19 protein-coding genes are annotated in these 16023 nt (G+C 59.3%); 10 read left to right on the forward strand and 9 right to left on the reverse strand.

All coding sequences use genetic code 11. From position 1 onward, the window contains the following. Positions 1 to 6: 6 nt before the first annotated feature. Positions 7 to 1512: a choline-sulfatase gene (betC, locus tag B3N48_RS14755; protein ID WP_296184886.1), complete on the reverse strand. Its 1506-nt coding sequence runs from the start codon at positions 1510 to 1512 to the stop codon at positions 7 to 9. A 114-nt stretch (positions 1513 to 1626) separates the two neighbouring features. On the opposite strand from betC, the gene B3N48_RS14760 reads away from it, so the two are divergent. Both B3N48_RS14760 and B3N48_RS14765 read left to right on the forward strand, forming a co-directional pair. Beyond that, positions 1627 to 2577 carry a choline sulfate utilization transcriptional regulator gene (locus B3N48_RS14760; protein ID WP_296184888.1) on the forward strand — a complete coding sequence of 317 codons (951 nt, stop codon included), beginning with the start codon at positions 1627 to 1629 and terminating at the stop codon, positions 2575 to 2577. 161 nt (positions 2578 to 2738) lie between these two features. After that, on the forward strand, positions 2739 to 3074 hold the full coding sequence (locus B3N48_RS14765; protein WP_296185031.1) for a DOPA 4,5-dioxygenase family protein: 336 nt from the start codon (positions 2739 to 2741) through the stop codon (positions 3072 to 3074). A 160-nt stretch (positions 3075 to 3234) separates the two neighbouring features. On the opposite strand, the gene B3N48_RS14770 is transcribed toward B3N48_RS14765, so the two are convergent. From B3N48_RS14770 to trpB, 3 genes are all read right to left on the reverse strand, one after another. After that, positions 3235 to 3726 carry an anti-virulence regulator CigR family protein gene (locus tag B3N48_RS14770; protein ID WP_296184890.1) on the reverse strand — a complete coding sequence of 164 codons (492 nt, stop codon included), beginning with the start codon at positions 3724 to 3726 and terminating at the stop codon, positions 3235 to 3237. A gap of 125 nt (positions 3727 to 3851) precedes the next feature. Then, positions 3852 to 4664: a tryptophan synthase subunit alpha gene (gene trpA / locus B3N48_RS14775; RefSeq protein ID WP_296184892.1), complete on the reverse strand. Its 813-nt coding sequence runs from the start codon at positions 4662 to 4664 to the stop codon at positions 3852 to 3854. Beyond that, entirely contained in the window at positions 4664 to 5896 is a 1233-nt protein-coding gene (gene trpB / locus B3N48_RS14780) for a tryptophan synthase subunit beta (RefSeq protein WP_296184893.1), read from the reverse strand. Before trpB ends, trpA begins: the two co-directional genes overlap by 1 nt. 121 nt (positions 5897 to 6017) lie before the next feature. On the opposite strand from trpB, the gene B3N48_RS14785 reads away from it, so the two are divergent. Then, positions 6018 to 6917, forward strand: coding sequence for a LysR family transcriptional regulator (locus B3N48_RS14785; RefSeq protein WP_296184894.1), 900 nt, complete (start codon positions 6018 to 6020; stop codon positions 6915 to 6917). A gap of 12 nt (positions 6918 to 6929) precedes the next feature. On the opposite strand, the gene B3N48_RS14790 is transcribed toward B3N48_RS14785, so the two are convergent. Next, positions 6930 to 7256, reverse strand: a complete 327-nt coding sequence (locus B3N48_RS14790; protein ID WP_166593894.1) for a DUF883 family protein — start codon at positions 7254 to 7256, stop codon at positions 6930 to 6932. A 176-nt stretch (positions 7257 to 7432) separates the two neighbouring features. On the opposite strand from B3N48_RS14790, the gene B3N48_RS14795 reads away from it, so the two are divergent. Further along, entirely contained in the window at positions 7433 to 7648 is a 216-nt protein-coding gene (locus B3N48_RS14795) for a dodecin (RefSeq protein WP_296184896.1), read from the forward strand. A gap of 144 nt (positions 7649 to 7792) precedes the next feature. Next, on the forward strand, positions 7793 to 8017 hold the full coding sequence (locus tag B3N48_RS14800) for a DUF1161 domain-containing protein (RefSeq protein ID WP_296184899.1): 225 nt from the start codon (positions 7793 to 7795) through the stop codon (positions 8015 to 8017). Between the two features lie 221 nt (positions 8018 to 8238). Here B3N48_RS14800 and B3N48_RS14805 read toward each other — a convergent pair whose 3' ends face one another. Then, positions 8239 to 9240, reverse strand: coding sequence for an LLM class flavin-dependent oxidoreductase (locus tag B3N48_RS14805; protein WP_296184900.1), 1002 nt, complete (start codon positions 9238 to 9240; stop codon positions 8239 to 8241). 285 nt (positions 9241 to 9525) lie between these two features. On the opposite strand from B3N48_RS14805, the gene B3N48_RS14810 reads away from it, so the two are divergent. Together B3N48_RS14810 and B3N48_RS14815 are read left to right on the forward strand one after the other, a co-directional pair. Beyond that, positions 9526 to 9957, forward strand: coding sequence for an OsmC family protein (locus B3N48_RS14810; protein WP_296184902.1), 432 nt, complete (start codon positions 9526 to 9528; stop codon positions 9955 to 9957). A 133-nt stretch (positions 9958 to 10090) separates the two neighbouring features. Then, positions 10091 to 10324 (forward strand): DUF1161 domain-containing protein, encoded by a 234-nt coding sequence (locus B3N48_RS14815; protein WP_296184904.1) that lies wholly within the window; start codon positions 10091 to 10093, stop codon positions 10322 to 10324. 195 nt (positions 10325 to 10519) lie between these two features. On the opposite strand, the gene B3N48_RS14820 is transcribed toward B3N48_RS14815, so the two are convergent. Then, positions 10520 to 10936, reverse strand: coding sequence for a hypothetical protein (locus B3N48_RS14820; RefSeq protein ID WP_296184905.1), 417 nt, complete (start codon positions 10934 to 10936; stop codon positions 10520 to 10522). A gap of 105 nt (positions 10937 to 11041) precedes the next feature. Here B3N48_RS14820 and B3N48_RS14825 point away from each other — a divergent pair, with 105 nt between their 5' ends. Continuing rightward, positions 11042 to 12109: an aminopeptidase gene (locus B3N48_RS14825; RefSeq protein ID WP_296184907.1), complete on the forward strand. Its 1068-nt coding sequence runs from the start codon at positions 11042 to 11044 to the stop codon at positions 12107 to 12109. 109 nt (positions 12110 to 12218) lie between these two features. On the opposite strand, the gene B3N48_RS14830 is transcribed toward B3N48_RS14825, so the two are convergent. Then, positions 12219 to 12872, reverse strand: coding sequence for an HAD family hydrolase (locus tag B3N48_RS14830; RefSeq protein ID WP_296184908.1), 654 nt, complete (start codon positions 12870 to 12872; stop codon positions 12219 to 12221). Positions 12873 to 12894: 22 nt separating this feature from the next. Continuing rightward, a complete protein-coding gene (locus tag B3N48_RS14835) occupies positions 12895 to 13443 on the reverse strand; it encodes a gamma carbonic anhydrase family protein (protein ID WP_296184911.1) in 549 nt (182 codons plus the stop codon). A 55-nt stretch (positions 13444 to 13498) separates the two neighbouring features. Here B3N48_RS14835 and prlC point away from each other — a divergent pair, with 55 nt between their 5' ends. Together prlC and B3N48_RS14845 are read left to right on the forward strand one after the other, a co-directional pair. Continuing rightward, complete coding sequence (gene prlC / locus B3N48_RS14840; RefSeq protein ID WP_296184913.1) at positions 13499 to 15586, forward strand: oligopeptidase A; 2088 nt, start codon at positions 13499 to 13501, stop codon at positions 15584 to 15586. Further along, a complete protein-coding gene (locus tag B3N48_RS14845; protein ID WP_296184914.1) occupies positions 15583 to 15870 on the forward strand; it encodes a YheV family putative zinc ribbon protein in 288 nt (95 codons plus the stop codon). Before prlC ends, B3N48_RS14845 begins: the two co-directional genes overlap by 4 nt. The last annotated feature ends 153 nt before the right edge of the window (positions 15871 to 16023 follow it).

The raw sequence follows: 16023 nt of genomic DNA on the forward strand, positions 1-16023 counted from the left end.
CAGGGTTCAAGGTTGTGGATAACGGGCCTTGCGCTCCAGATCGTCGAGGTCGATATGGTTGCGCATGTATTGCTGACTGGCGTCTACCAGCGGCTGGTGATCCCAACTCTTCAGCTTGCCGAGGGCCAGCGACTCGGCGACGAAGCGCCGACGACGCTGGCTGGCGAGCACCTGGTGGTGTATCGCCGGAATGTCCCACTTGGCCGCAGCTTCGGCCAGGAACGCATTGAACAGGTCGCGATGGGCCTCGGATTGGCTCAGCTCTTCCTGCTCCTTCGGATCGTTGACCATGTCGTAGAGCAGACACGGGTCTTGTTCCGAATAGATGAATTTGTACGCGCCGCGACGAATCATCATCAGCGGGCTGTTGGTGCCTTCGGCCATGTACTCGCCGAACACTTCGTCATGACCGCCTTCGCCTTGCAGATGCGGCAGCAGCGAGCGCCCGTCCAGTGGTAAACCGGCTTCCAGTTCACCTTCAGCCAGCGCCACAAAGGTCGGCAACAGGTCGGCGGTAGATACGGCAGCCTTCACGCGGCCAGCCTTGAATTGCCCCGGAGCGTACACCAGCAGGGGCACGCGGGCCGACATTTCAAACCAGTGCATTTTGTACCAGAGACCACGCTCGCCGAGCATGTCGCCGTGGTCACCGGAAAACACAATGATTGTGTCATCGGCCAGCCCCGTGTCTTCGAGAGTCTTCAGCAATTTGCCGACGTTATCGTCGATATAGCTGCATGCGCCGAAATACGCGCGGCGGGCGTCACGAATCTTGTTCTCGGGCAGCGGCTTGTCCCACAGGTCGTAGACCTTGAGCAGGCGCTGGGAGTGCGGATCTTGATCAGCCTGAGCGGGCGGCGCAGGCGGCATCGGGATCTCGTCGTCGCTGTAGAGATTCCAGTATTCCTTGGGAATGGTGTACGGGTCGTGGGGGTGGGTCATCGATACCGTCAGGCAAAACGGCTGGTCGCCATCCTCGCGCACGTGATCGAACAGGTATTGCTGAGCTTTGAACACCACTTCTTCGTCGAAATCGAGCTGATTGGTGCGCACGCAGGGGCCGGCCTGCAACACCGACGACATGTTGTGATACCAGCTCGGGCGCACATCCGGCTCATCCCAGTTCACGGCCCAGCCATAGTCGGCGGGGTAGATGTCGCTGGTCAGACGCTCTTCATAGCCGTGAAGCTGATCGGGACCGCAAAAATGCATCTTGCCCGACAGCGCGGTGCGGTAACCGAGACGACGCAAGTAATGGGCGTAGGTCGGGACGTCGGCGGGGAATTCGGCAGCGTTGTCGTAGGCGCCGATCTTGCTCGGAAGTTGACCGCTGACCAGGGTGAAACGCGACGGCGCGCACAGCGGGCTGTTGCAATAGGCAGCGTCGAACACCACGCCCTCAGCGGCGAGGCGACTCAAATTTGGCATTTTTATGGGAGATGAGGCGTACATCGGCAACATCGGCGCGGCCATTTGATCGGCCATGATGAAAAGAATGTTCTTGCGCTTCATGTCTTCGCGGCATTCCATAGTGAATATTTATGCGAAATTGCTGGACCAGAGAATGAGACCCATGGATTTCGCGGTAAAGCCCATAAAACGCAATGCCTAGGATAAGCCACACTTATGTTTGACGCCCTTGGTGCCATGTCCCTGGATTTGCTTCGCGGTTTTGAGTCGGCAGCACGGCTGCGCAGTTTCACTGCCGCAGCCATCGAGCTGGGTACGACACAACCGGCCATTAGCCAGCAAATCAAAAGGTTAGAAGAACAACTCGCTACGCGCCTGTTTGATCGTATTTATCGCGGCATCGAACTGACCGACGCTGGAGAAATTCTGTTCAACCATGTGCAGGCCGGATTGCAGGCCATGGACGCCGGGTTGAGCCTCATCACGGAGCAACATCAACACGAGGTGCTGCAGGTCGCGACCGACTTCGCCTTTGCGGCCTATTGGTTGATGCCCCGCTTGCACCGCTTTCATAAGGACAACCCCGATGTCGATGTCAGCCTGGTGACCAGCGAGCGCAGCCACAGCATGCTGCGCGCCGATATCGACGTGGCAGTACTGTTTGGCGACGGCCGTTTCAAGCAAGGCGAAAGCCACTGGCTGTTCAGCGAAGAGGTGTTTCCGGTGTGCAGCCCCAAACTGCTGTCCGGGCGTGATCTGCCGCTGCGACCCGAAGCGCTGAAAGAATTCCCGCTGCTGCATTTACGGGGTGAAGGGGGCAACAACTGGTTCGATTGGGGCGGCGTATTTCGCGCTCTCGGCATCGCTCAAGCCCCTGCACCGGGGCAGCTGCGATTCGACAATTACACGTTGCTGATTCAAGCGGCGATTGGCGGCCAGGGCGTGGCGATCGGCTGGCGGCATTTGGTGGATGAGCTGTTGGATCAGGGGCTGCTATGTCGGCCCATCGAGGCCACCGCCATCTCGGCGTACGGCTATTACATCGTGCTGCCGCAACGCAAACGGCGGGTGCAGATCGTGCAACGATTTGTCGATTGGTTGAAAAGTGAACAGGCGTTGAGCGGGGATTCGTTGGTGGGCAAGCCGTTGCCGTCCATCGCGGTGTGAGCGATGAAGACGCTTTGTGTAGGAGTGAGCTTGCTCGCGATGGCGGAAGGTCTGTTATGAATGCGCCATATGACATACCGCTATCGCGAGCAAACTCACTCCTACAGGTTTCGTCGTGTGCAATGGCGATAAATGACTTCAAGGACATCGAGGAATTGGAGATGACATCCACTGAGGGCTATCACGCCCACGTTTATTTCGACGCCCAAACTATCGAGCAGGCGCGGGCCTTGTGCGAGATGGTTTCGGCGAAATTCGATATTCGCATGGGGCGGGTGCATGAAAGGCCTGTCGGACCGCATCCGGACTGGAGCTGTCAGCTGGCGTTTTCTCACGAGGAATTTGCCGATGTGATGCTGCATCTGGCGCTGAATCGCAATGGGCTGGTGGTGTTTACTCACCCGCTGACCGGAGATGATCTGGCGGATCACACCGAGCATGCGATCTGGATGGGTGGGGTCAGGGAGCTGAATGTGGGGATGTTTAGGAAAGCGTGATAGGCCGGTGATCTTGAATCAGGTGCAATCCCTATGGAAGTAAGCTTGCTCACGAATGCGGGCTATCAGCCAATGATGCAGCGACTGTATTGCCCCTTTCGTGAACAAGCTCACTCTCAACGTTCTGGTTTCTGGCACACGTTGAGCGTCGGGCCGGGCCTCAATTCAGCACACCCTCCAGAATCTCGTAGACAATCCCGCTGCCAAGCGCGACGAGCACGACGTCTGGACCGAGTCGGCGCCATTCGTAGCCGTCGTAGCGCGGGAGGTATTCGAGCGATCGGGCATCCAGTCGACGGCCATAGCCCCGTGGCAACGGACGTCCTTTGACGACATGCACGTTCGGTGGCAGAGGCTGGCCGCGACCGATTAAATCGCGATGCTCTTGAATCGTGCGGCGAACTTCGCCGAAGTCTGCGGGAGGACGATTGCCCCCGCGGTGGTCGACGCCACGGTTGTCTGCGCGGTGATCGTTGCCATGCTCCTCATGGGAGGCACCTTGCGGACCTCCTTGCGGGCCATGGTCCTGATGCTGACCTGGGCCATGGTCATCGTGGCCGCCACGTTGATCCGGCGGCGCAGCGTGCACCAGCGCACTGGCGCTGACCATCAATACGCCCAACCCTGCGATCAAACGGTTCGAGACTTTCATGTGGCGCGCTCCTGAGCGAGTTCGAGGCAGCAAAAAGGGGTTCAGAACCAGGTCCTGAACCCCTTTGCTGTACTGCTTAGTCTGCGATCTAAACGGTTGATTCCTCTGTATCAGAAACTTTACGTTCAGGACACTCGGGCCTGACGAACGCCTTCTGACAGTTCCGAGCAGAGCTTCAATACGTCATTCACGGCCTGATCAGGCGACTGCGCGTTGGCAATCTGATCGATCAGCGCTGAGCCGATCACCACACCGTCGGCCAGGCGAGCGATAGCGGCGGCCTGGTCCGGTGTGCGAATACCGAAACCGACGCTGATAGGCAGGTCAGTGTGGCGACGCAAGCGAGCGACGGCCTCCTTGACGTGTTCCACCGTGGCCGAGCCAGCGCCGGTCACACCCGCCACCGAGACGTAATACACGAAACCCGAGCTGCCGTTCAGAACGGTCGGCAGGCGAACATCGTCGGAGGTGGGGGTGGTCAGGCGGATGAAATCCAGACCCGCGTCCTGAGCCGGATTGCACAACTCGTTGTTATGCTCGGGCGGCAGGTCGACCACGATCAAACCATCGACGCCGGATTCATGCGCTTCCGCAATGAAACGCTCGACACCGTAGTTGTGGATCGGATTGTAGTAACCCATCAGCACCAGCGGCGTCGTGTTGTCATCGACGCGAAACTCGCGGACCATTTGCAGCGTTTTCGCCAGGTTTTGCTTGGCATTGAGTGCACGAATGCTCGCCAGTTGAATAGCCGGGCCATCTGCCATCGGATCGGTGAAAGGCATGCCCAACTCAATCACATCGGCACCGGATTTCGGTAACCCTTTGAGGATCGCCAGCGAGGTGTCATAGGCCGGATCGCCCGCAGTGACGAAGGTCACCAGCGCCGCACGATTTTGTTCTTTCAGCTCGGCAAAACGGGTTTGCAGGCGGCTCATCAATGTTTCTCCTGCTGGGACAGATCCAGGTGGTGCATGACGGTTTGCATGTCCTTGTCGCCACGACCGGACAGGTTGACCACCATCAGGTGATCTTTTGGCAGCGTTGGCGCACGTTTGAACACTTCGGCCAGCGCATGGGCGCTTTCCAGCGCCGGGATGATGCCTTCCAGACGGCAGCATTCATGGAACGCCGCCAGGGCTTCGTCGTCGGTGACCGAGGTGTATTCGACGCGACCGATGTCATGCAACCAGGCGTGCTCGGGGCCAATACCGGGGTAATCCAGACCAGCGGAAATCGAGTGCGCGTCGATGATCTGGCCATCATCGTCCTGCAGCAGGAAGGTACGGTTGCCGTGCAGCACACCCGGTACGCCGCCGTTCAAGCTTGCCGCATGTTTGCCGGAATCGATGCCATGCCCCGCCGCTTCGACACCAATGATGCGCACTGTCGTGTCGTCGAGGAACGGATGGAACAGGCCCATGGCGTTGGAACCGCCGCCGATGCACGCCACCAGGCTGTCGGGCAGACGGCCTTCCTGCTCCTGCAGCTGCACGCGGGTTTCTTTGCCGATCACGGCCTGGAAGTCGCGAACCATCGCCGGGTAAGGGTGCGGCCCTGCAACGGTGCCGATGATGTAGAACGTGCTTTCGACGTTGGTCACCCAGTCACGCAGCGCCTCGTTCATGGCGTCTTTCAGAGTGCCTGTGCCCGCAACAACCGGAATTACTGTGGCACCCAGCAGCTTCATGCGGAACACGTTCGCCTGTTGGCGCTCGATGTCGGTGGTGCCCATGTAGATCACGCATTCCAGACCAAAACGCGCCGCTACAGTGGCCGTGGCCACGCCGTGCATGCCTGCGCCGGTTTCGGCGATGATGCGTTTCTTACCCATGCGGCGGGCCAGCAGGATCTGGCCGATGCAGTTGTTGATCTTGTGCGCGCCCGTGTGATTCAGCTCTTCGCGCTTGAGGTAAATCTTTGCGCCGCCGCAGTGCTCGGTCAGTCGCTCGGCGAAGTACAGCGGACTCGGACGTCCGACATAGTCCCGCTGGAAGTAGGCTAATTCCTTGAGAAACGCAGGATCTTCCTTCGCCGCTTCGTACTCGCGGTTCAGGTCGAGGATCAGCGGCATCAAGGTTTCAGCAACGTAGCGACCGCCGAAAGCGCCGAACATGCCGCGAGTGTCAGGGCCGTTCCGGTATTGGGTTTGGGTGTCTGTCTGGGACATACGAACCTCCAGGGTGACGAATCAGGTGAGCCGTTAAGGCAGTGAACACACTTTAACCAGCGCCATGGCCGATGAAAACCGATAAGATCGCCGCAACCTGTCAGAAAAACTCACAGATACCATGAGCCGAGACCTCCCCCCACTGAACGCATTGCGAGCCTTTGAGGCAACCGCGCGACTCAACAGCGTTAGTCAAGCCGCCGAACAGCTGCACGTTACCCATGGTGCGGTCAGCCGACAGTTGAAAGTGCTGGAAGAACACTTGGGCGTCAGCCTGTTCAGTAAAGACGGGCGCGGCTTGAAACTCACAGATGCTGGGGTGCGATTGCGCGATGCCAGCGGCGAAGCCTTCGACCGCTTGCGTCATGTATGTGCCGAGTTGAGTAGGGGCAGCGGCGACGCGCCATTCGTGCTGGGGTGTTCGGGAAGCCTGCTTGCGCGCTGGTTCATTCCGCGCTTGGGGCGGCTGAATGCCGACTTGCCGGACCTGCGTTTGCACCTGTCAGCAGGCGAAGGTGATCTCGACCCGCGACGCCCCGGTCTGGACGCACTGCTGGTCTTCGCAGAGCCGCCGTGGCCCTCCGACATGCAAGTATTTGAACTGGTAAGTGAACGCATCGGCCCGGTATTGAGCCCCCACTTCTCGCGCTTTGAAGCGCTGAAAGGCGCGCCTGCAGAAGCGTTGCTTAACGAAGCACTGCTTCAGACGTCGTCGCGCCCACAAGCTTGGCCCAGCTGGGCGATGCAGAACGGCATTGATCCCGACGCGCTGGATTACGGTCAAGGCTTTGAACATCTTTATTATTTGCTGGAGGCCGCTGTGTCGGGCCTGGGCATCGCCATCGCGCCAGAACCGCTGGTGGCCGATGACTTGAAAGCCGGACGCCTCGCTGCGCCCTGGGGTTTCAGCGAAACCCCGGCGCAACTGGCGTTATGGGTGCCTAAACGCTCCGCCGACGGGCGCGCCCAGCAGCTGGCTCAATGGCTCAAGCAGGAGCTGGCGCGTTCAGGTCGGTCCTGATTCGAGGCTGAATCAGTTGCCGCGTTTGCACAGCAGGTACGCGGCCAGCAGGCCGACTGCACCAACGGCAACACCGGCTGTTGTCCAAGGGTGTTCTTGCGCGTAGTCGCGAGTGGCCACGCTCGCTTCGCGAGTTTTTACTTTCGCGTCTTCGTAGACATCGCTCAGCAGGCTGCGCGAATGGCTGAGTGCGCTTTCAGCGTTGGCTTTCAGGGTCTTCAAGGTTTTCCGCGACTCGTCCGAAGCATCTGACTTCAAGCTTTCCAGCGACTTGAGCAGACTTTCGATCTCAGCTTCCATACTTTGCAAAGACGCTTTACGGGATGACGTGAATGCCATGATTTGACTCTCCTGCAGTGATGAGTGGCGTGTGTTGATTCCGACTACAGGGTTTTCAGAAAGTGCAGTGTGGTTTTCCCGCGTGGTTATTTATGAACTTTTTAGCCGCTTGTCACGCCAGACGTAGGGAGACTTTTCACTGCTACGCTCCCTTCGGAGCCATCTGGAGATCTGCCATGTCTGAACATCACACATACAAACTGCTTGAACTGGTCGGCTCGTCGACCACCAGCACTGATGACGCCATCCAGAACGCCATCGCCCGGGCGGCGGAGACCGTGAAATACCTGGAATGGTTCGAGGTGCTGGAAACCCGCGGCCACATCCAGGACGGCAAGGTTGCGCACTTCCAAGTGACCATCAAAGTCGGCTTCCGCATCGATCCTAGCTGATGAACTTTTGCGCTGGCTGAATGCCACAACCTTCGCTACACGTGACGCGCCGTTCGTGAATGCGGACGCGAGGATCATGTGAACGGGCCGCTCGATTGAGCGGCTTCTTACGCTTGAAAAGTGCCTGACGAGGGAGTGTGACCGATGAAGAAGATTCTTTTGGCGGTAGGGTTGTTAAGCATTGCGGGCACCACCTTCGCAGCCGGCAAATCGTGCGACGACGTGAAAGCGGATATCGACGCGAAGATCAAAGCCAAGGGCGTGGCGTCTTACACCCTGGAAGCGGTTGATAAGGGCAGCGCGGCGGACGCAAAAGTCGTCGGCACCTGCGACGGCGGCAGCAAGGAAATGGTCTATAAACGCGGCTGATTCAGCCCGTTGCTCCACAAAAAAACCGACGCGTAGGCGTCGGTTTTTTATTGGAGGGCGGTCCTGTTGGAGTGAGCTTGCTCGCGATAAGGTTGTATCAAGCAACATCTAGGGTGCTGACACATCGCAATCGCGAGCAAGCTCGCTCCTACAGGTCACATGGAACACCGACGTACGCCGATCGCGGGACAAGCCACGCTCCTACAGTTTGAAGGCGGTGATCACCCCTTGGCCACCTGCGCCAGAATCTCGTACGAACGCAGCCGGTCCGCGTGTTCGTACATGTCACAGGTGAAGATCAGCTCGTCGGCGTCCGTCTGCTCCAGCAAGACATCCAGCTTGGCGCGAATTTTCTCCGGGCCGCCGACCATCGCCAATCCGAGGAAATCCATCACGGCTTCACGTTCATGGGGCAGCCACAGGCCATTCATGCTTTCAACAGGCGGCTTCTGCATCAGGCTCTGCCCGCGCATGAGGTTGAGAATGCGCTGGTACACCGACGTCACCAAGTAATCCGCTTGCTCGTCGGTGTCGGCTGCCGACAGAGGCACGCCAAGCATTACGTAAGGTTTGTCGAGTACATCGGAGGGCTGGAAGTGATTGCGATAGACGCGAATCGCTTCGTGCATGAAACGTGGCGCGAAGTGCGAGGCGAAGGCATAGGGCAAGCCCCGCTGACCGGCCAATTGCGCGCTGAACAGGCTTGAACCCAGCAGCCAGATGGGCACATTGGTGTTGGTGCCTGGGACGGCAACGACGCGCTGATGGGGCTGGCGTGGGCCGAGATAATTCATCAGCTCAGCGACATCATCGGGAAAGTCGTCGGCGCTGCCAGAGCGCTCACGGCGCAGGGCGCGGGCGGTCATCTGGTCGGAGCCGGGTGCACGGCCAAGGCCCAGATCGATTCGGCCCGGATAGAGACTCTCCAGCGTGCCGAACTGTTCGGCAATCACCAACGGCGCATGGTTAGGCAGCATCACGCCGCCAGAGCCGACGCGAATGGTCGACGTGCCACCGGCGAGATACGCCAGCAGGACCGACGTCGCGGAGCTGGCGATGCCGTCCATGTTGTGGTGTTCAGCCACCCAGAAACGGTTGTAACCCCATTTCTCAGCGTGTTGCGCCAGATCCAGCGAATTTCGCAGCGACAGGGCTGGGCCCTTGTCCTCGCGCACCGGAACCAGATCGAGCATGGAAATCTTCACATCAGCTAAGCGTTTCATAGGCCGTGGTGAATCCTCTTGGGAGGCTGGCCGGGCGCCTGAAAACAACGGCGGGGGCACAAAGCCTGCGTTAAGCCTAAACATTTGCGTTAAGGCCTTAGGATAGGGCCGGATTTTGAGGTTGCAATGGGTAACGCGAAATTTCCTACTAATTTGGTCGGAATTATCTCGCTGAGCATCGGAAATAAAGCACACATGTCACAACCGTTGAACTAACTCCCGCCTACACTCCTCAGACTTTTGGTCCATGTGCGAGACATCGCATTCATTTCATGAGGAGACACCATGAGCATCGTCAAGAAAGCGTCCGCCCACTGGGAAGGTGACCTGAAGTCCGGTATCGGCAGCATCTCCACAGAAACCGGCGTCCTGCGCGACGCACCCTATGGCTTCAAGGCCCGTTTCGAAGGTGGCAAGGGCACTAACCCTGAAGAACTGATCGGCGCGGCCCATGCGGGTTGCTTCTCGATGGCCCTGTCGATGATCCTCGGCGGCGCGAACCTGAAGGCCGAGAGCATCGACACCCAAGCCGAAGTCACCCTTGACCAGGATGGCGAAGGCTTTTCGATCACTGCTGTGCACCTGATCCTGAAAGCCAAAGTGCCAGGCGCCACTCAGCAGCAGTTCGACGAGCTGACCGCTAAAGCCAAAGAAGGCTGCCCGGTGTCGAAAGTGCTGAACGCCAAGATCACGCTGGATGCCACGCTGCTAAGCTGATCCTGCGCTGATGCAACATTCAGATGACCCGCGCAGGCGGGTCATCTGCGTTTCGACCCCTTGAGAACCGGTACACGCGAGCAAGGTCATATGAAGTGCCGCTGCGACCCGCAAGGCATCGAAGGAGTCGAACATGAAACGTATCGCTACCACCCTCATCCTCGCTGCGCTGACCACTAGCGTGTTCGCCGCGCCCAAGCCCTGCGATGAACTCAAGGCAGAAATCGAAGCCAAGATCCAGGCGCAGAACGTCAGCTCTTACACCCTCGAGGTCGTTGGCAACGAAGAGGTTCACGATCAGAACATGGTCGTGGGCACATGTGAAAACGGCACGAAGAAGATCATCTATCAGAAGAATGATCGATAGTTACTAGTCGATATTGATCCACTGTAAGAGCGCATCAGCAGGGGACTTCGGGCCAATGCTGGACCTCTGTGGGAGTGAGCTTGCTCACAAATGCGGTTTTAACCCGCTGCCTATCTTGGGAATGTAATGGCTTTTTCGTGAGCAAGCTCACTCGCACAGGTCAAGGGGTAGACGCAATGCCGTGCTGCTCCGGCCTTACGGAATACAAAAGATCTGCCCCTCTTCCGCCAACACCCTGCGCTGTTCATCCCGTAATTGCGCATCGATGCTGTTGGCAATGTGGCGGACGTCCAGGCGATAGCGGTGGCCTGCTTCGAAGTGGTCATAGTTGATCGTCACGTAACAGGTCAGTTCGTTGTAAATGTCCATCGACAGCCCCAACCCGCCCGGTGCGTACTCATAGTCGTAACGCACTTCCAGCTTGTGTTTGCCCGGCGTCACCTGAAAATAGCGGCCGTCTTCTGTCCTGACGCCGTCGAGCTTGTCGGCCATCAAGGTCTTGCCGGTGAAGGTGTGCAGGTCGACCCAAGCCTGTTGCGGGTCCACCGCAGGCAACGGGCCTGCGCATCCGGCCAACAGGCTCAGGGCAATGATCGACAGGGGCACGCGCATGACAGACTCCGCATTCAGGCAAGTGAAAAGGGGGGTTGCGACAAAGGTCGGCTCTCCGGCATAACGCTGGGGGCAACCCTTTTATTCCGATGTTAAGGCCGCGGCATGAATCGATTGAATATCTCGTGGTTCCGGCGCGGCATGCAGATGCTGGCGATTTTACTCCTCAGCGGTTGTTCCAGTCTTTCCTATTACACGCAGTTAGCCAGCGGGCAATTGGCTTTGTTGCGCGCCCGCGAGCCGGTGGCCGACGTGATCGCTGATCCGCAACGCGACCCCACATTGCGCGATCGCCTGCGCACGTCGCAGCAAGCCCGCGAGTTCGCCAGCCACCACCTGCATCTGCCGGATAACCGGAGCTATCGACTGTTCGCCGACATTCATCGCCGATACGTGGTCTGGAACGTCTTCGCCACGGGTGAGTTCTCGCTAGACCCTGTGACCCACTGCTTCCCCATTGCAGGCTGCGTCGCCTATCGCGGGTATTACAACCAAGACGCGGCGCGGGGCGAAGCGGCGTTGCAGAAACTCGACGGCAAGGACGTCTACGTCAGCGGTGTCGAGGCGTATTCGACGCTGGGTTGGTTTGACGATCCGATCATCAGCTCAATGATGAACTGGGGTGATGAACGCTTGGCGACATTGATCTTTCACGAGCTGGCGCATCAGCGGTTTTACGTTAAGGATGACACTGAGTTCAATGAGTCCTACGCCACCTTCGTTGAGCAAGAAGGCACCCGACAATGGCGCGCCGCGCGTGGGATGCCGGCTGAGACGGCGTCGTCCGAAACGCAGCGTAGAGACCAGCTGACGCAGTTAGTGCTCAATACGCGAGATCGCCTGAAAACGCTGTACGCCACGCCGCTGAGTCCTGAAATCATGCGCGAGCGCAAAGCTGCCGAATTCGAACGCTTGCGCAGTGAGTACCGGCACTTGCGTGACACTCAATGGGGCGGCGACCCACGCTTCGACAGCTGGGTTTATGCGCCAATGAACAATGCCCGATTGCTGCCGATCGGGCTGTATGACCAGTGGACGCCTGCGTTCGCGGCGCTGTTCAAGCAGGTGAAGGGGGATTGGTCTGCGTTCTTCAACGCTGTCGAGAAGATGGGGGGATTGCCCCAGGATGAACGCAAGGCCGCGTTGGAGAAGCTGCTTAAGTCTGCGGACTGACCTTGGCCTTGTAGGCGCGCGCTTGCCCGCGATGACGGCGTGTCAGTCAGCATCTCTTTTCTCAGGCACGGCGTCTTCGCGGGCAAGCGCGCGTACAGGTTCTGCCGCGTTAGAGAGGTTTGAGAAAAGCCTGATGTAAGGCTGGCAGTGACTCAAAATGATACGTCGGCGCCTCAGCCTCAAGCTCCTCGCGGCTGCCGAACCCATAACCCACCGCTGCCACGTCCAGCCCATTGCGTTTGCCGCCGATCAAATCGTGTTTGCGATCGCCGATCATCAACGTCTGCTGGGGATCAAGCTTTTCTTCGTCCAGCAAATGCCGAATCAGCTCGACCTTGTCGGTGCGCGTGCCGTCCAGCTCGCTGCCGTAGATCAGCTTGAAGTGCCGGGCGAAGTCGAAGTGGCGGGCGATTTCATGGGCGAACACCCATGGCTTGGACGTCGCGATGAACAGCGTGCGGCCTTGGCTCGACAGCAGGTCCAGTAGCTCGAATACGCCATCAAACACCCGATTTTCGTACAGCCCGGTCACCTTGAAACGCTTGCGGTAGAAACCCACCGCCTCCCAGGCCCTGGCTTCGTCGAAGTCGTACGCACGCATGAACTGCTGCAACAGGGGCGGCCCGATGAAGTGTTCGAGCCGAGTGATGTCCGGTTCATCGATGCCCAGTTTGCTCAGGGCGAATTGAATCGAACGGGTGATGCCTTCGCGCGGGTCGGTCAGGGTGCCGTCCAGGTCGAACAGAATATTCTGGTAATGCATGGGTTCCCTCGTTTCGGGCAGATCAGCAGGGCCTGTCGAAACCTTCAGCCAAGTGCTGATCCTTGAGCTTCACGTAATTGGTCGCGCTGTACGGGAAGAAGGCAATTTCCTTTTCCGTCAGCGGGCGGACCTGCTTCACCGGGCGACCCACGTACAGAAATCCGCTCTCCAGACGCTTGCCCGGCGGCACCAGACTGCCCGCGCCAATGATCACTTCATCCTCGACCACGGCGCCGTCCATGATGGTCGTGCCCATGCCGATCAGAATCCGATTGCCGACGGTGCAGCCGTGAAGCATGACTTTGTGGCCGATAGTGACCTCGTCGCCGATCAGCAGCGGGAAGCCATCCGGGTTGAATGGCCCGGCGTGGGTGATGTGCAACACGCTGCCGTCCTGAACGCTGGTGCGCGCGCCAATGCGGATGCGGTGCATGTCGCCGCGAATCACCGTCAGCGGCCAGACCGAACTGTCTGCACCGATTTCGACGTCGCCAATGACAACCGCCGAATGGTCGACGAAAGCCCGTTCGCCAAGGGCTGGGGTGTGATGCTGAAACGTGCGAATGGCCACGATAGGCTCCTTCTCTGGCACTGATTAGCTGCGGTCAGCGCCGATTGTAATTAAGATGCTCAGGTGTTTCTTCCAGCCAAGGTGCCAAACCGTGAGCGCGAACAACCCTCTTTTGCAATCCTACGACCTGCCACCTTTCTCGGCGATTCGTGCCGAGCACGTAATACCTGCCATTGACCAGATTCTCGCCGACAACCGCGCCGCGATTGCCGACATCCTCGCCCAGCAGGGTGCTCAGCCTACATGGGCTGGCCTGGTGCTGGCGATGGACGAACTGAACGACCGCCTCGGTGCTGCCTGGAGCCCGGTCAGCCATTTGAACGCCGTACGCAACAGTCCCGAACTGCGCGAAGCCTACGAGTCCTGCCTGCCTGCGCTGAGCGCCTACTCGACCGAAATGGGCCAGAATCGCGCGCTGTTCCAGGCCTTTGAGGCCTTGGCGAACAGCCCAGAAGCCGCCGGTTTCGACGTCGCCCAGAAAACCATTCTTGAGCAGTCGCTGCGTGATTTCCGCCTGTCGGGGATCGACCTGCCACCCGAGCAGCAGAAGCGCTACGCTGAAGTGCAGAGCAAGCTGTCCGAGCTGGGCAGCCAGTTCTCCAACCAGTTGCTCGACGCGACCCAGGCCTGGACCAAGCACATTACCGACGAGGCCTCTCTCGCCGGTCTGACCGATTCGGCCAAGGCGCAAATGGCCGCTGCCGCTCAGGCCAAGGACCTCGACGGTTACCTGATCACTCTGGAATTTCCGAGCTACTACGCGGTGATGACCTACGCCCAGGACCGCGCGCTGCGTGAAGAAGTCTACGCCGCGTACTGCACCCGCGCGTCGGACCAAGGGCCGAACGCCGGTCAGAACGATAACGGTCCGGTGATGGAACAGATCCTCGACCTTCGTCAGGAACTGGCCAAACTGCTGGGCTTCGCCAGCTTCTCCGAATTGAGCCTGGCCACCAAGATGGCCGAGTCCAGCGACCAAGTGCTGACCTTCCTGCGGGATCTGGCCAAGCGCAGCAAGCCGTTCGCAGCGCAGGATCTGCAACAGCTCAGGGCCTATGCCGCTGAGCAAGGCTGCGCAGATCTGCAAAGCTGGGACAGCGGCTTCTACGGCGAGAAGCTGCGTGAGCAGCGCTACAGCGTTTCTCAGGAAACCCTGCGCGCTTACTTCCCGATCGATAAAGTGCTGAGCGGCCTGTTTGCCATCGTGCAAAAGCTGTACGGCATCGAAATCTCCGAGCAGAAAGGCTTCGACACCTGGCACCCGGACGTTCGTCTGTTCGAAATCAAGGAAAACGGCCAGCACGTCGGTCGCTTCTTCTTCGACCTCTACGCTCGCGCCAATAAGCGTGGCGGCGCGTGGATGGATGGCGCTCGTGATCGTCGTCGCACTTCGGCAGGGTCGCTGCAGAGCCCGGTCGCCAATCTGGTGTGCAACTTCACACCGGCAGACGCAGGCAAGCCGGCCCTGCTGACCCATGACGAAGTGACCACCCTCTTCCACGAGTTCGGCCATGGCTTGCACCACCTGCTCACCCGTGTTGAACACGCGGGCGCATCGGGCATCAATGGCGTGGCCTGGGACGCTGTCGAGCTGCCTAGCCAGTTCATGGAAAACTGGTGCTGGGAGCCGGAAGGCCTGGCGCTGATTTCCGGCCATTACGAGACCGGCGAACCGCTGCCTCAGGACTTGCTGGAAAAAATGCTCGCAGCGAAAAACTTCCAGTCCGGCCTGATGATGGTCCGTCAGCTGGAGTTCTCGCTGTTCGACTTCGAACTGCACGCCACCCACGGCGACGGTCGCACGACGCTTCAGGTGCTGGAAGGCGTGCGTGATGAAGTGTCGGTGATGCGTCCGCCCGCTTATAACCGCTTCCCGAACAGCTTTGCGCACATCTTCGCGGGCGGTTATGCGGCCGGTTACTACAGCTACAAATGGGCGGAAGTGCTGTCGGCAGACGCTTTTTCCAAGTTCGAAGAGGATGGTGTGCTCAACGCCGAGACTGGCCGTGCCTTCCGCGAGGCAATCCTCGCTCGTGGCGGCTCTCAAGCCCCGATGGTGCTGTTCGTCGACTTCCGCGGACGCGAGCCTTCGATTGACGCACTCTTGCGCCATTCCGGCTTGAGCGAGGACGCGGCAGCATGACCGATACACCGCAGGTGGTTACCAAAAAACGCTTCATCGCCGGGGCGGTCTGCCCGGCGTGCAGCGAGCCCGACAAGTTGATGATGTGGAGCGAAGACGACGTGCCGCACCGCGAGTGCGTGCATTGCGGCTATTCCGACACGCTCAACGCGCAAGGACAGTCGATTCCGAAGGAGTTGGGTACGCGGGTCAACAAGCCTGCGGTCAAACCGGCCGGGCCAAAGGTACAGGGGGTGCAGTTTTTCCCTAATCCCAAGCTCAAGAAGCCTGTTGATCCGAGCTGACCACATGCCGCTCCGGCGGTCTGCCAAGGCCGCAGGCTTGGTGATAACCCTGTAGGAGTGAGCTTGCTCGCGATTGCGGCGCGTCAGGCAACGCGCTGGTGACAGAGCCACCGCAATCGCCCGGATGCGGCCCAGAGCAAGCTCGCTCCCGCA

This window comes from Pseudomonas sp. UBA1879 (assembly GCF_002338065.1).
Lineage (GTDB): Bacteria > Pseudomonadota > Gammaproteobacteria > Pseudomonadales > Pseudomonadaceae > Aquipseudomonas.

Coding starts and splice junctions, on each gene's coding strand:
- betC (WP_296184886.1), bottom strand. CDS start 1,512: ATGAAGCGCAAGAACATTCTTTTCATCATGGCCGATCAAATGGCCGCG.
- B3N48_RS14760 (WP_296184888.1), top strand. CDS start 1,627: ATGTTTGACGCCCTTGGTGCCATGTCCCTGGATTTGCTTCGCGGTTTT.
- B3N48_RS14765 (WP_296185031.1), top strand. CDS start 2,739: ATGACATCCACTGAGGGCTATCACGCCCACGTTTATTTCGACGCCCAA.
- B3N48_RS14770 (WP_296184890.1), bottom strand. CDS start 3,726: ATGAAAGTCTCGAACCGTTTGATCGCAGGGTTGGGCGTATTGATGGTC.
- trpA (WP_296184892.1), bottom strand. CDS start 4,664: ATGAGCCGCCTGCAAACCCGTTTTGCCGAGCTGAAAGAACAAAATCGT.
- trpB (WP_296184893.1), bottom strand. CDS start 5,896: ATGTCCCAGACAGACACCCAAACCCAATACCGGAACGGCCCTGACACT.
- B3N48_RS14785 (WP_296184894.1), top strand. CDS start 6,018: ATGAGCCGAGACCTCCCCCCACTGAACGCATTGCGAGCCTTTGAGGCA.
- B3N48_RS14790 (WP_166593894.1), bottom strand. CDS start 7,256: ATGGCATTCACGTCATCCCGTAAAGCGTCTTTGCAAAGTATGGAAGCT.
- B3N48_RS14795 (WP_296184896.1), top strand. CDS start 7,433: ATGTCTGAACATCACACATACAAACTGCTTGAACTGGTCGGCTCGTCG.
- B3N48_RS14800 (WP_296184899.1), top strand. CDS start 7,793: ATGAAGAAGATTCTTTTGGCGGTAGGGTTGTTAAGCATTGCGGGCACC.
- B3N48_RS14805 (WP_296184900.1), bottom strand. CDS start 9,240: ATGAAACGCTTAGCTGATGTGAAGATTTCCATGCTCGATCTGGTTCCG.
- B3N48_RS14810 (WP_296184902.1), top strand. CDS start 9,526: ATGAGCATCGTCAAGAAAGCGTCCGCCCACTGGGAAGGTGACCTGAAG.
- B3N48_RS14815 (WP_296184904.1), top strand. CDS start 10,091: ATGAAACGTATCGCTACCACCCTCATCCTCGCTGCGCTGACCACTAGC.
- B3N48_RS14820 (WP_296184905.1), bottom strand. CDS start 10,936: ATGCGCGTGCCCCTGTCGATCATTGCCCTGAGCCTGTTGGCCGGATGC.
- B3N48_RS14825 (WP_296184907.1), top strand. CDS start 11,042: ATGAATCGATTGAATATCTCGTGGTTCCGGCGCGGCATGCAGATGCTG.
- B3N48_RS14830 (WP_296184908.1), bottom strand. CDS start 12,872: ATGCATTACCAGAATATTCTGTTCGACCTGGACGGCACCCTGACCGAC.
- prlC (WP_296184913.1), top strand. CDS start 13,499: ATGCTCAGGTGTTTCTTCCAGCCAAGGTGCCAAACCGTGAGCGCGAAC.
- B3N48_RS14845 (WP_296184914.1), top strand. CDS start 15,583: ATGACCGATACACCGCAGGTGGTTACCAAAAAACGCTTCATCGCCGGG.